A 13360-nucleotide genomic window follows, 5' to 3' on the forward strand; every position below is an offset into this window, starting at 1 on the left:
CCATGTTGCCGGCCGCCGCATACAATTGCTGCGCCCGTGCCCGTTGGCACTATTGAACGATTGAACGATGCCCGAGATCACTTCCCTGGCGCAGTATCTGCTGGCGATCACGCCCGCCTTCCTCGTCTGCGCCGCCTTGCTGCTGGCCGTTCCCCGGACGGTGCCGCTGCTGCGCGTGCTCGTGCACATGCTGTTTTTCGTGCTGGCGCGCGACGCGATGACGGCGCATGGCTATTGGCAAGTGGCGGCGGGCGGCTTGCGTTTCACGGCGCCGCCGCCGGTCTTGCTGGCGCTGGGCGCCATGTCGCTGGCCCTGGTGGCGAGTACTTGCTGGCTGGAAAGCGAGGCGCGCCGCCAGATCCGCTGGCTGGGCACGCGGCCGGCCCTGTCCGTGTTGCTGGGCGTGGCGGGCGCCATACTGATCATTGCGCTGGCGACGGGCTTGAAAGCTTTGTCCGGCTTGCCGTCCCTGGCGCCCGTCGCGCCATCCGCGCTGCCCTTGCTGCTGGGCTTTGCGCTGGCGGCCAACTGTTATGAGGAATTGCTGTTTCGCGGCTTGCTGCAGCAGCAATTGCGCGCCTGGCTGCCGGCCTGGCGCGCGGCGCTGGTGTCGGGCCTGCTGTTTGGCCTGTGCCACGCCTTTCTCGCCACCACCGTCACGCAGGTGGGCGTGCCCATCCTCGTGTTCACCGTGATCGAAGGCGTAGTGGCGGGGCTGGTATATTGCCGTGCCGGCTTGCTGGGCGCATCCCTCGCGCATGGGTTGGCGATTTTTGCGCTGGCCGCCGGCTGGGTGTGAATCCTGTTGTTTAATGTTAAAGAAACGAGAAGACAATGCCTGTAAGCTCTTACCTGAATACCCGCCCCGTACTGGGCGAGCGCGTCTACCTGCATGACACGGCGCAAGTGATTGGCGACGTGCAGATCGGCGACGACTGTTCCATCTGGTGCAACAGCGTGCTGCGCGGCGACGTCAACCGCATCGTCATCGGCGAAGGCAGCAATATCCAGGACTTTTCCATGGGTCACGTGTCGCACAGGAATGCGGCCAAGCCCGACGGTTCACCGTTGACCATCGGCAAGTACGTCACCATCGGCCATTCCGTGATCTTGCATGGCTGCACCATCGGCGACGAGTGCCTGATCGGCATGGGCAGCATCGTCATGGATGACGTGGTGGTGGAAAAACACGTGATGCTGGGCGCGGGCAGCCTGGTGTCGCCGGGCAAGGTGCTGGAAAGCGGCCATTTGTACGTGGGCCGTCCCGCCGCCAAGGTGCGCGCGCTGACCGAGGCCGAGATCGCCTACCTGCGCTATTCGGCCGAGCACTACGTGCGCGTGAAGAACAATTACCTGGCCGGCGAGCCGGACTGATGCGTCAGGCTGGCGCCGTGGCCAGCGCATTGATGCGCGCCGCCATGGCGCGCGCGTCAGGCACGCCGAGTACCAGGCGCGCCCACTTTTCGCCCTGCAATTCGATGACGAGCGGCTGCGTGCCGCGCGTCATGAAGACAAACTGGCGGTCGCCACCCTTGTGGTAGGTGCCCGCCGAAATGACGCCAGGCAGGTTGGTGCCCGGGGCGCGCAAGCCCAGGGCCGTGCCGCGAAAGCCGTCATCGTCGGTGGCGCCACGCACATGCTGCAGGGGAATACGCAGGTTGCCGTGAAAGGAGGCCAGCTTTTCCCACAGGGCCAGGCGGATGGTCAGTGCATCGTCGTTCAATTCGAGGACAGGCATGGTGTCTCCTTTGGTGGTTGATCCAGATGGCTTAACAGGCGTTCGCCCAGCAGGCGGGCCGTCCCGGCGCCCGTGTCCAGCACGGCGGCGCGGCACAGCGCCGTGATGGCGGCGTCGGAGGGCGCCAGTTCCTTCAAGGCGATGATCAGCAAATCGACCGCTTCTTCCCGCGCCGGCCAGCCAGGCTGCAGCGCCTGCGCCAGCACGCGCTCGAACAGATGGCGCTTGGAGCCGAATGCCTTGTACAGGCTGCCGCGCAGCAAACCGGTCGCCTTGACCAGGTCATCGATCGATGCGGCGTTGTAGCCCAGGCTGCCAAAGACGGCGGCAGCCTGGCCGATGACGGTCGTTTCGTCGAAGTTGCGCGGTCTGGCCATGGTGCGTATGCAATGCGTGCGGCGGGGCGGGATGTCCCGTATCTGCTTCCACTATATGCATTGGTGAACGATTGGTCAATAACTATCGGCGGGCAGCCGTTGGCGCAGTTCCGGCCGCGGCGCCAGGTCGTGCGGCAGGCGCAGGCCGGAGACGAGGCCCAGGCGCCGCAACAGCAGCAGCATCCACCAGCCCGGGTCCCATTCGCCCGGCAGCAGGCCCAGCCTGGCTGAACCCGGATACGCGTGATGGTTGTTGTGCCAGCATTCGCCCATGGTCAGCAGCGAGGTCAGGCGGATATTCCGGCCTTGCACGGCGGCGCCGTCGACATGGAAGTGCATTTGCCCATGGTTGTGGGCGAAGTAGCCGATCAGCCAGTGGCCCAGCACGCCGGCGCTGACCCGCGCGCAGATGCCCCAGCAGACGAAGCCCCAGCCGCCCCAGACGTAGAACAGCACGGCCCACGGCAATTGCTGCAGCATCCAGGTTCTTTCCAGGAAACGATAAAAGCGGTCGTGCGCGATGCGTGGCTCGATGGCGATGCGCGGCGGGTGGTCGAGGTCGAGGCGGCAGTGGAGTTGCCACCAGGCATCGCGCCAGAAGCCGGCGCCGTGGCGCAGATAGGGGTGGCAGTCGGGCAGGCGCTGCGCATAGTCGCGCAGCTCGTGCTGGCGCAGCAGGCCCAGCGGGCCGCTCAGGCCCACCAGCACGCCCAGGTACACGAGTACATATTCCAGCCATTTCGGGCACTGATAGCTGTCGTGGATCAGTTTGCGGTGGCTGCCCAGCGAGTGGCCGAACAGCAGGACGATGGCCGTGCTGACGATAAACAGCGCCACGCCCGTCCAGCTGAAGAAGAACACGGCGCCAGTCACGGCGCCGGCCAGCATGGCCGTCAGCCACAGCGATGGCGGCGGCGCGTAGCGCACCACGCCGTCCAGCACTTCGCCAGCGTGGCTGGCGCGGACGCGGTGACTGTCCAGGCTGGCCGTTGGCATCAGCCCTTGGGGGCCGACGACGGTTGCGTGTACTTGTCGAAGTTGGTGATGTAATCGTTGAAGTTGTCGGTCAGCATGCGTTTGTACTGTTCCGTGAAGAAGGCCACGGCGCCTTCCTTCTCTGCCTGCATCTTGGCCACGTCGTTGCTCTTGCTGGCGACGAGGAAGGCGTTGAAGCGGGCGGCCGCGTACAGCAGCGAGGTGGCCACTTCATTGCCGCCGCTGTGCATGCATTGCTCATTGGCCAGGGCGATGACCTGGTCGGCGCGTTCCCAGAATTCGGGGCCCGGTGCTGGTTTTGTCGTTGGTGTGCTCATAGAAATCCTTCATGAAAGTGCGCGCCAGTCTACACAGGGGGCCGCGGACTGTCCAGCCGCACGGCCGCCAGTCAGGGCGTTTGCAGGATCTGTTCGAGCAGCACGGCCAGCGGCTGGCGGATATCGAGCACGATGCCGGCCTCGTCCGACTGCAGCGGTTGCAGGGTGGCCAGCTGGCTGTCGAGCAGGCTGGCGGGCATGAAGTGGCCCGGGCGCTGCAAGCGGCTTTCCAGCACGGCGCGCGGGCCGTCCAGGTGGACAAAGCGCAGGGCCGGGTCGCCTGCGCGCAGCACGTCGCGGTAGGCGCGCTTCAGGGCCGAGCAAGAGACGACGAGGCCGCTGCCTTGCGCGCGCGCCGTGGCGATGCGCTCGCGCAGGGCGGCCAGCCAGCCGGCACGGTCGGCATCGTCGAGCGGGATGCCGGCCGCCATCTTGGCCACGTTTTGCGGGGAATGCACGTCGTCGCCTTCCACGTAGGGCACGTGCAGGGCCTCGGCCAGCAGGCTGCCGACGGCGCTCTTGCCGCAGCCGGACACGCCCATCACGACCCAGCGCACGGCGGGCACGTCCAGGTGCAAGGTCAAGGCGCCGAGACGATGACGGTGACGCGGCGGTTTTCCGCCTTGCCCGTCTTGCTGGCGTTCGAGGCGACCGGTTTGCTCATGCCCAGGCCCTTGACGGTGATGTTGTCGCGCGGAATGCCCGATGCGCTCATGGCGTCGGCTACCACGTTGGCGCGCGCCAGCGACAGCTTGTTGTTGTACGCTTCCGTGCCTTCGTTATCCGTATGGCCTTCCACGCGCATGTGGGTAATGCCCACTTTCAGCAGGGCGGCGCTGATTTTCTGGATGGCATTGCGGCTCGGTGCCGTCAGCTTGGCGGCGTCGAATTCGAACAGCAGCTTGTCCGTAAAGCTCAGTTCCCAGCCTTCGTCGGTCTGGTTGAAGCCTTGCTCCTTCAAGGTGGCGACTTGCTCGGCGTTGAACAGCGGTTTGACTTCTGGCGTGCTCTGGCAGGCGGCCAGCAGGCCCAGCATGAACAGACCGAGGACGCCGCGGCGTAATTGTGTGTAGAGAAATTGCATGGTGTTGCTCCTTGGTTCAGGGGTGAATATGGGGTTGCGGCAGGCGCGCCACCTGGCACGTGCCGCGCTGCGCCTGCTTGGCGCGGTACATGGCTTCATCCGCCGCGCCCACCAGCGAGACGGCGTCGATGGCGTGGTCGGGGAAGACGGCCACGCCGATGGTCAGCGAGCTGACGATACTGTTGCCAGTGGGCAGTTCAATGGCTTGCGCCATGGCGGCGATGATGTTGTCGGCGATGTGCATGGCGTCGCTGCTGTTGCGCAGCGGCTTGAGCAGGATGGCGAATTCGTCGCCGCCCAGGCGCGCCACCAGGTCGCCCTCGCGCAATTGCTGCTTGATGCGCGCGGCGATCGTCACCAGCACCCGGTCGCCCGAGGCATGGCCGAAGGTGTCGTTGATGTATTTGAAGCGGTCGCTGTCGAGGAACAGCACGGCCACCTTGCCATTGCCGACCCGCGCTTCGAGGATGGCGCGTTCCAGCTCCGCTTCCATGAAGGCGCGGTTCGACAGGCCCGTCAGGCTGTCGTGGTTGGCGCGGTGCGACAGCGAGGCGTTTTCCTTTTGCAGATGGCTTTGCCATGCTTCCAGTTCGTCGAGCAGGGCGTTGAAGTCGTCATTGATCTGGTTCAACTCGGCAATATTGGCTGGCGGCACGCGCAGTTCGAACGAGCGGTCGCGCCGCACGCGGTGGGCCGTTTCCGCCAGGTGGCGCAGGGGCGACGTGATTTCCGTTTCCATGCGGCGTGACAGGCGCACGGCGACGGCCAGGCTGAGCACCAGGCAAGCGAGCAGGCAGGCCAGGCCGCTGAGCAGGAAGGGCAGCAGGCTGCGGCTGTGCGGCACCAGGGTGATGTTGCCGATGGCCTGGTCATTGCGCGTGATGGGGAAAGTCAGCGAATCGGGCAGCATCCAGCCCGTCAGCGCGCGTTCGATGTAGTAGCGCGTGCCATGTTGCCCACGTTCCCAGCGGGCCAGCACCTTGCCGGCCGTGTCGCTCACCTGCGCCTGGTCAATATCTTCATTGACGCCGATCAAGGCCAGCGCTTCCCTGGCGGCCTGGGAGTCGCCAAAGACGACGGCCCCTTCCACCGTGTAGCTCATCGAGCGGGCCACCAGGCGCAGGTTCTGGTCCGAATACACGCGCAGGGCCAGCAGCGCCACGGCCGTCAGGGTCAGGCCGGCCGCCAGCACGGCGATCAGCGACACGCTCAGGTGGGCGCGCCGCAGCACGCTGTCGAGCGTGGGGCGGGGCGCGCGGGCAGGCTTGGTGCTCATGCGGGCGCTCATGGCGGCGGTCCCTTGCGACGTGCAATTTGCAAGGCGTTCGGATGCACGCGCAGGCCGCTGCGGGCGATGGCGTCGAGGTTGACGTCAAAGCCAATCTGCGCCTCGTTCAGGCGCAGGCAGAACATGGTGCCCACGGTGCAGGACGTGCCGGGTTCGGCGACCGATAAAATCGGCTTGCCGATGAGCTGCGCCAGCAAGTGCTCGCGCTCTCCCTCGGGCAAGCTGCCCAGGTAGACGACGTCGCATTCGCTGGCCGCGCTTGCCGCCGCCGGGATTTTCACGCGGATGCGCTGGCCCAGGCTGGAGGCGGGCGTGTCGACGATGGCCGCGCCGTAGCGGGGCGCACCGACCATGCAGACGCGCACTTCCTGGCGCGCCACGGGCCAGCGCACATAGCTGACGATGCCAAACAGGACCTGGGCCACCTCGGCGGGACGCCTGGCGTCGGCCGCCGCGCCCGCTTGCGCCCATGCCGCGCACGGCGCCAGCGCGGTGCCGGCGAGCAGCGAAGCCAGCAGCACGACAGCGAACAGGGCTGGCGGCGCGGAGCGCTGCCGGTGGCGGGGGGAGGAGGGCACGGCGTCGGTGTCTTTATTCGGGTCGGGTGGCTACTTCTATTGTTACTCAGCAACACAGACTCTACGGAAGTCCCGGTTGAAAGTAAATCACGGCGCTACGCCATACAACCTTGCATTATAAACACGAATGTGAAAACTTGCATTCTTTACCATGAGAATTACTTGTCAACACTGCCGTGGCACGCCAGAGTGTTGCTATTCTTCCAGTGTCGCTTCCAGCAAGTCGATTTCGCGCAGCAGGCGCAAATGGATGGTGTCGTCCAGTTCGCCCGAAATGCGGCGGCGGAACAGTTCATCGCGCTCCGCATTCAGCCCTTCCAGGCGCAGCGCGCGCTCGGCCTTGGCCAGTTCCTGCAAGCGCATCGCCTCGTCGTTGCTGCTTTCGCCATACGCGAGGCGGCGCCGGTAGGCTTCGATCAGGCGGTTGGCCGCTTCCGTGACGACTTGCTGCTTGTCATTCTTGTCGATGCCTTCGCACACTTTTTCCAGCCGCGCGATGGCCGCTTCGGCGGCTGCGGCGCGGGCATTGCGCTCTTCCGTCGAACGGCGCGCGGGCGGCGCGAACACCAGGCCCTTGGTCAGCAGGGGCAGGGTGACGCTGGCCAGCAGCAGCGACAGCAGGATCACGCCCATGGCCAGGAAGATGACGAGGTCGCGCGCCGGGAAACGATTGCCATCGGGCAAGAACAGGGGCAGGGTCAGGATGCCGGCCAGGGTCAGCGCGCCGCGCACGCCCGCGAACGACGCCACCAGCAGCAGGCGCAGGCTGGGGCGCGCCAGCAGCGCCGCGTCCTTCGGTTCGCCCGCGATTTTCTTGTGGTGCTTGAACAGGGTCAGTTTCATGGAAATGAAGACCCAGAGGAAACGCATGAAGGTCAGCCCCACCGTGATGGCGATGACGAACAGGGGCAGCTTCCAGGCGCTGCCGGCGCCGATTTCGGCGGAGGCGGCCGGCAAGCCGGCCACGGTGGCGGGCAGTTGCGCGCCCAGCATGACGAAGATCACGCCGTTCAAGACCAGTTGCACGGTATCCCACACGGCCTTGCGCTGGGTGCGCGTGGCGGCCAGCGGGCGGCCGATCAGGTCGGCGTAATGCATGGACACGCCCGCCGTGGCGGCGGCCAGGATGCCGGAACCGTGGATTTGCTCGGCGCCCAGGTAGGCGGCGAACGGAATCAGGATGCTGATGAGGATTTGCAGGCCCGGCTCTTCGCCCACCTTGCTCACCAGCCATTTATTCGCCAGGCCCACGCCCCACGAGATGGCCAGGCCGATGACGATACCGCCGCCCGCTTCCTGCAGGAAACTCAGCGAAGCGGCGCCGATGGAAAAGCCGCCCGTCATCATGGCGCCCACGGCAAACGTGAAGCAGACCAGGCCCGAAGCGTCGTTCAGCAGCGATTCGCCTTCGAGGATGTGCATCAGGCGCGGCGGGATCGGGTTGCCGGCGGCGATCGCCGAGACGGCCACGGGATCCGTCGGCGACAGGATGGCGCCCAGCGCGAAGGCGACGGCCAGCGGCACGCTGGGGATCAGCCAGTCGATGAAAAAGCCCATGCCCAGCACGGTAAACAGCACCAGGCCGATGGCCAGCATCAGGATCGAGCGCGCGTCGGAAAAGAAGGCGCCCTTGGGGATGCGCCAGCCGTCGAGAAACAGCAGCGGCGGGATGAAGAGCAGGAAGAAAATGTCGGGATCGAGCGGCACTTGCACGCCAAACAAGGCCAAACCCGTGCCGCCGGCGATCTGGATCAGGGGCAGCGGCAGCTTGACCCAGCGCGAGCGGGCGAGAAAGCCGCACAGGACGACGGTCAGGACGAGGATGAGGATGATGGTAACGGTATGCATGAAGGAGCGGCGGCGTGCTGAAACGCTGATTATAAGGCGCAGCCCGCCTGCGGCGTTGCCTGCGTGTCATTGCGTACATACAACAAGTCACAATCGCGGTAAGATTGTCACCGTGGCCCTGTTGCCGCCGCCGTTGGCCGGCGGCCCGTGCGCCTTGCTTACACCCTGGCCTTTACTTTTCACTGGTTCCTGTTTTGCTCAAGAAAATCTTCACCGGCCTGCTGTTGTCGCTGGCATTGCTCATCGTGGCGGCCCTGGCCGCGTATCTGTATTACTGGCGCCCCGCGCTGGCGCCCATCGATCCGCCTGCCGCCACGGCATTTTCCCCGCAAGTGGTGGAGCGGGGCCGCATCCTGGCGGGCATGGGCAATTGCGCCGCCTGCCATACGGCCAGGGACGGCGCCGATTACGCGGGCGGCCACGGCCTGGCCACGCCGTTCGGCACGATCTATGCGACGAATATCACGCCCGACCGGCAAACGGGCATCGGCCGCTGGTCGCTGGCCGCCTTCCAGCGGGCCATGCGCGAAGGCGTGGGCCGCGATGGCGCCCATTTGTATCCCGTCTTTCCGTACACGCATTTCAACCTCGTCTCGGATACGGACTTGACGGCCCTGTACGCGTATTTCATGACGCGCCCGCCCGTGTATGCGGCGGCGCCCGCCAACAGCGTGCCGTTTCCCCTGAACTTGCGGCCGCTACAGGCGGGATGGAAGTTGTTGTTTTTCAAGCCAGCGACATTCCAGCTTGATCCTGCGCAAGGCCTGGACTGGAACCGGGGCCGTTACCTGGCCGAAGGCCTGGCCCATTGCGCCGCCTGCCACACGCCGCGCAATGCGCTGGGCGCCGAGCTGGCCGGTTCGTCCTACCTGGGCGCGGCCATCGACCACTGGTATGCGCCGGCCTTGACCAGCGCCAACACTGCCCCCTTGCCATGGACGCAGGACGAGCTGTACGCCTTCCTGCGCACGGGCGCGACGGCCCTGCACGGCGTGGCGGCAGGGCCCATGTCGGCCGTCGTGCACGAAGGCATGGGCGCCTCGCCCGATAGCGATATCCGCGCGCTGTCCGTATATTTTGCCGGCGTGGCCGGCGCTGAACAACGCCAGGTCGATACGGATGGCGTGGTCAAGGCCGGCATCGCCCGCTCGCAGAGGGTCAGCCTGGTCGACAACGACCGTGGCGCCAGCCTGTACGTGGCCGCCTGCGCGTCGTGCCACTCGAACAGCGATGGCCGGCCCGTGGCCCTGCGCCCGGAACTGAGCCTGAACAGCGCCGTCAGCGCGCCCGATCCCGCCAACCTGATCCAGGTGATATTGCACGGCATCAGCAAGGATGCGGCCATGCCCGGCGTGCTGATGCCCGGCTTTGCCGCCTCGCTGACGGACAATGACGTGGCCCAGCTGGCCGCCTATCTGCGCCGCAGCCGCAGCCACCAGCCGGCCTGGACGAACCTGGAAGCGGCCGTGGCGCGCACGCGCGCCGGCAAGTAACTCTTGAAAGTTTCTTATGTATAACATTACCATCAATGGCCAGCCCTTCGGCACCGAGACCGACGCCGAAACGCCCCTGCTGTGGGTGCTGCGCGATGAAGTCAACTTGAAGGGCACGAAGTTTGGCTGCGGCATCGGCATGTGCGGCGCCTGCACCGTGCACGTGGATGGCCGCGCCATGCGCTCGTGCATCACGCCGATTGCCGCCGTGGCCGGCTGCGCCATCACCACCATCGAAGGCCTCTCGCCCGATGGCACGCATCCTTTGCAGCGGGCCTGGCTGGCCACGCAGGCGCCCCAGTGCGGCTATTGCCAGTCGGGCCAGATCATGCAGGCGGCCACCTTGTTGAAAGATTATCCGCAACCGACGGATGCGAATATCGATGCCGTCATGAGCGGCAACCTGTGTCGCTGCATGGCGTATGTGCGTATCCGCAAGGCGATCAAGCTGGCGGCCGGCATGCAGGAGGCGCCCGGTGTTTAAGTTGCCGAAAGAAAATTCTGCTGCCCGTCCCAGCTCGTTGGGTCGGCGCGGTTTCCTGATCGCCGCCGCCGGCACGGGGTTTACTTTGGCCTTCCTGCGCGCCGACAGTTCCCTGGCCGACAGCAAGGTGGCACGCGTGCCGCCCGCCAAGCCGGCCGCGCCCGCGTTCGACCCCAGCATCTGGTTCCAGATCGGCCGCGATGGCATGATCACCGTCAATATCGCCAAGGCGGAAATGGGCCAGCATATCGGTACGGCCCTGGCGCGCATCGTCGCCGAAGAGCTGGAAGCGGACTGGAGCAAGGTACGCCTGCATTATGTGGACACGGATCCGAAATGGGGCTTGATGGTGACGGGCGGCAGCTGGTCCGTCTGGCAGAATTTCGACCCGCTCAGCCGTGCCGGCGCGGCCGGGCGCCTGGCGCTGGTCGAGGAGGGCGCGCGCCTGCTGCGTGTGCCCGTGTCCGCCTGCCACGCCAGGCTGGGCGTCGTGCATGGCCGGGGGCGGTCGATCAGCTATGGCGACATCGTGCACCGTGGCAAGCTGGCGCGCCAGTACACGCCGGAACAATTGAAAGCCATCGTGCTGAAAACGCCGCAGCAGCGCAGCCTGATCGGCCAGCACGTGCAGGCGCTCGACATTCCCGCGAAAATCAATGGCGCGGCCGTGTACGGCATCGATGCGCACGTCGAGGGCATGCTGTATGCGCGCCCGAAGATCCCGCCCACGCGCTACGGCGCGAAAGTGGTGTCCATCGATGATGCGGCCGCGAAAAAGGTCAAGGGCTACCTGCGTTCGTTCGCCTTGCAAGACCCCAGCGGCACGGTGCCCGGCTGGGTCATGGTGGTGGCCGAAACCTATGCGGCCGCCATGCGCGCGGCCGACCTGGTGCAAGTGAAGTGGCGGGCCGGCGCGGCCGCCCACGTGGCGGAGCAGGATATCCTCAACTACGCAACCAAGCAGCTGGCCGATGCCAGCCTGGGCGCCCGCGTGGTCGATGATGATGGCGTGGAGCAAGCGTTCAAGGATGCCAGCCTGCAACTGGAGCGCCACTACACGACCAGCACCGTGCTGCATTTCCAGCTGGAACCCGTGAATGCCCTGGCGCAGGAAATCGACGGCGTCTGGCACATTCATGCGGGCAACCAGTGGCAATCGTTGATCCTGCCCGTGCTGGCGCAAGCGCTGAAGGTGCCGGAGAGCAAGGTCATGCTGCATACCTATCTGCTGGGCGGCGGCTTCGGGCGGCGCCTGAATGGCGATTACTGCGTGCCGGCCGCGCTGGCGGCGCAAGCCGTGGGGCGCCCCGTCAAGATGATCTGCACGCGGGCCGACGATGCCCGCTTCGATTCGCCCCGTTCGCCGTCCGTGCAGCATGTGCGCATGGCGTTCGACGACGCGGGCAAGGTGTCGGCGATGGTGCACGAGGCCAGCGCCGGCTGGCCCACGCAAGCGATGATTCCCGCCTTCCTGGCCAAGGATAAGCAGGGCCATCCGTACGATCCGTTCGCCATCGCCGGCGCCGACCATTGGTATTCGGTGGGCGCGCAGCGCGTGCGGGCCGTGTCGAACGACCTGGCCAACAGCAGTTTCCGCCCCGGCTGGCTGCGCTCCGTGGGTCCCGGCTGGACGAATTGGGCTGTGGAAAGTTTCATGGACGAGGCGGCGCAGGCGGCCAAGGTCGATCCGCTGGCGTTCCGCCTGTCCTTGCTGCAGGCGTCGGGCCGCAATGGGGGCAGCGCGCCGAACGCCGTCGGCGGCGCCGCGCGCCTGGCCCACGTGCTGCAGCGCGTGGCGGACAAGGCGGGCTGGGGCAAGGCCATGCCGCCCGACACGGGCCTGGGCATCGCCGCTACGTTCGGCCAGGAACGCGACATGCCCACCTGGACGGCGTGCGTCGCCCGGGTCAAGGTAGACCGCAGCACTTGCATGGTGAAAGTCGAAAAATTGTTCATGGTGATCGATGCGGGCAGCATCGTCGACCCCGATGGCGCGCTGGCGCAGGCGGAAGGGGGCGCCCTGTGGGGCGTGAGCATGGCCTTGCATGAAGGCACGGCTTTCCTGAACGGCGAAGTGAAGGATACCAACCTGAATACCTACACGCCCCTGCGCATGGCCGACGTGCCCGAACTCGACATCGAATTCGTTGCCAGCACGCACACGGCGACGGGCATGGGCGAACCGCCCACGACGGCCGTGGCGCCGGCCATCGGCAACGCCATCTTCGCCGCCGTGGCGTCGCGCGTGCGGCATTTGCCAATCCGCCCGGAAGCCGTGCTGAAGGGGCTGGACCGGCACGGCGCCGTATAGTCCTGCCTTGCCGATGACGATGCGCGAACGGCTGCGCAGGAATGGCCGCGGGCTGCTACACTGAAGTTGGCCGCCCGGGGCACGCAGGCTGTCCCCGGCCCGGCAAGATCAGCGTAAAATCAGCGTACAGCTTGACTTCAGCTTTAGCTTGATCCCAGCTCGATTGCGGAGGCAACCATGCAAGAACAATTTGTCAGCATTACGGCCGATGAACTTCAAATGGATGGCGTGCTTGAAATGCCCGAACGGCCGGTGGGCATCGTCCTGTTTGCCCACGGCGCAGGCGCCGACAGCGACTATCTGGGCGCTTCCAGCCACGCCACTTCCCAGGATTTTTTGCGGGCGGGCATCGCCACCCTGCGCTTCGACCAGGGCGGCGTCGAGCCTGGCGGCGGCAGCAATGGCCACGCGTATTTCGTGCGCAGCGATATCGTGCTGCTGGCGCGCCAGCTGGAAAAAGCCCTGGGCTGGCTGCAGCTCGACCCGTCCACGCGGCGCTTGCCCTGCGGCCTGTATGGCTATGGCACCAGCGCGGCCGTCGTGATGCAGCTGGCGGCCTGGCGCAGCGCGGAAATCGCCGCGCTGGCCGTGTGCGATGGCCAGGTGGAAATGGCCGGCAAGGCGGCGCTGGAAAACGTGCGCGTGCCGTCCCTGCTGATCGTGGGCGGGCGCGACCCCGACGTGGCCGGCCTGAACCGCATGGCGTTCGCCACCTTGCGCTGCGACAAACAACTGGAACAGATCGCCGCCCCTGGCGGCCCCGACACGCGCCACCAGGCCGCCTTGCTGGCGACGGACTGGTACACGCGCCATTTCAACGGGCATACCAGCACGGCGCAGTAGCGC

General features: G+C 66.2%; 15 protein-coding genes. 6 read left to right on the top strand and 9 right to left on the bottom strand.

Going from position 1 to position 13360, the window contains the following annotated elements:
• The first annotated feature begins 67 nt into the window (after nucleotides 1–67).
• Together O3301_RS18955 and O3301_RS18960 are read left to right on the top strand one after the other, a co-directional pair.
• Entirely contained in the window at nucleotides 68–799 is a 732-nt protein-coding gene (locus O3301_RS18955; protein WP_305057154.1) for a CPBP family intramembrane glutamic endopeptidase, read from the top strand.
• Between the two features lie 35 nt (nucleotides 800–834).
• Complete coding sequence (locus O3301_RS18960) at nucleotides 835–1374, top strand: gamma carbonic anhydrase family protein (RefSeq protein ID WP_289905544.1); 540 nt, start codon at nucleotides 835–837, stop codon at nucleotides 1372–1374.
• Between the two features lie 4 nt (nucleotides 1375–1378).
• On the opposite strand, the gene O3301_RS18965 is transcribed toward O3301_RS18960, so the two are convergent.
• The 9 genes from O3301_RS18965 to O3301_RS19005 all read right to left on the bottom strand — a co-directional run bounded on the left by O3301_RS18965 (nucleotide 1379) and on the right by O3301_RS19005 (nucleotide 8226).
• Nucleotides 1379–1738 (bottom strand): hypothetical protein, encoded by a 360-nt coding sequence (locus tag O3301_RS18965; protein ID WP_099664554.1) that lies wholly within the window; start codon nucleotides 1736–1738, stop codon nucleotides 1379–1381.
• Nucleotides 1720–2115, bottom strand: coding sequence for a helix-turn-helix domain-containing protein (locus O3301_RS18970; protein WP_305057155.1), 396 nt, complete (start codon nucleotides 2113–2115; stop codon nucleotides 1720–1722). Before O3301_RS18970 ends, O3301_RS18965 begins: the two co-directional genes overlap by 19 nt.
• Before the next feature lie 75 nt (nucleotides 2116–2190).
• The gene (locus tag O3301_RS18975; RefSeq protein WP_305057156.1) at nucleotides 2191–3111 is read right to left on the bottom strand and encodes an acyl-CoA desaturase; all 921 of its coding nucleotides are present in this window, start codon (nucleotides 3109–3111) and stop codon (nucleotides 2191–2193) included.
• Nucleotides 3111–3428 (bottom strand): DUF3144 domain-containing protein, encoded by a 318-nt coding sequence (locus O3301_RS18980; RefSeq protein ID WP_092712778.1) that lies wholly within the window; start codon nucleotides 3426–3428, stop codon nucleotides 3111–3113. The genes O3301_RS18975 and O3301_RS18980 overlap by 1 nt, the downstream gene beginning before the upstream one ends.
• Before the next feature lie 71 nt (nucleotides 3429–3499).
• Entirely contained in the window at nucleotides 3500–3970 is a 471-nt protein-coding gene (locus O3301_RS18985; RefSeq protein ID WP_305057248.1) for a gluconokinase, read from the bottom strand.
• A 38-nt stretch (nucleotides 3971–4008) separates the two neighbouring features.
• The gene (locus tag O3301_RS18990; RefSeq protein ID WP_305057157.1) at nucleotides 4009–4512 is read right to left on the bottom strand and encodes an OmpA family protein; all 504 of its coding nucleotides are present in this window, start codon (nucleotides 4510–4512) and stop codon (nucleotides 4009–4011) included.
• A 16-nt stretch (nucleotides 4513–4528) separates the two neighbouring features.
• A complete protein-coding gene (locus O3301_RS18995; protein WP_305057158.1) occupies nucleotides 4529–5788 on the bottom strand; it encodes a diguanylate cyclase domain-containing protein in 1260 nt (419 codons plus the stop codon).
• Between the two features lie 8 nt (nucleotides 5789–5796).
• Nucleotides 5797–6378 (bottom strand): YfiR family protein, encoded by a 582-nt coding sequence (locus O3301_RS19000; RefSeq protein ID WP_257218658.1) that lies wholly within the window; start codon nucleotides 6376–6378, stop codon nucleotides 5797–5799.
• A gap of 195 nt (nucleotides 6379–6573) precedes the next feature.
• Nucleotides 6574–8226, bottom strand: coding sequence for a Na+/H+ antiporter (locus O3301_RS19005; RefSeq protein WP_289911619.1), 1653 nt, complete (start codon nucleotides 8224–8226; stop codon nucleotides 6574–6576).
• A 194-nt stretch (nucleotides 8227–8420) separates the two neighbouring features.
• Here O3301_RS19005 and O3301_RS19010 point away from each other — a divergent pair, with 194 nt between their 5' ends.
• From O3301_RS19010 to O3301_RS19025, 4 genes are all read left to right on the top strand, one after another.
• Nucleotides 8421–9719 (top strand): cytochrome c, encoded by a 1299-nt coding sequence (locus tag O3301_RS19010; RefSeq protein WP_305057159.1) that lies wholly within the window; start codon nucleotides 8421–8423, stop codon nucleotides 9717–9719.
• A 16-nt stretch (nucleotides 9720–9735) separates the two neighbouring features.
• Nucleotides 9736–10203, top strand: coding sequence for a (2Fe-2S)-binding protein (locus tag O3301_RS19015; RefSeq protein ID WP_305057160.1), 468 nt, complete (start codon nucleotides 9736–9738; stop codon nucleotides 10201–10203).
• Nucleotides 10196–12514 (top strand): xanthine dehydrogenase family protein molybdopterin-binding subunit, encoded by a 2319-nt coding sequence (locus O3301_RS19020; RefSeq protein WP_305057161.1) that lies wholly within the window; start codon nucleotides 10196–10198, stop codon nucleotides 12512–12514. Before O3301_RS19015 ends, O3301_RS19020 begins: the two co-directional genes overlap by 8 nt.
• 177 nt (nucleotides 12515–12691) lie before the next feature.
• Nucleotides 12692–13357, top strand: coding sequence for a dienelactone hydrolase family protein (locus O3301_RS19025; protein WP_077402643.1), 666 nt, complete (start codon nucleotides 12692–12694; stop codon nucleotides 13355–13357).
• Nucleotides 13358–13360 lie beyond the last annotated feature (3 nt).

Origin of the sequence: Janthinobacterium sp. SUN211, from assembly GCF_030587315.1 — a bacterium.
GTDB lineage: Bacteria > Pseudomonadota > Gammaproteobacteria > Burkholderiales > Burkholderiaceae_D > Janthinobacterium > Janthinobacterium kumbetense.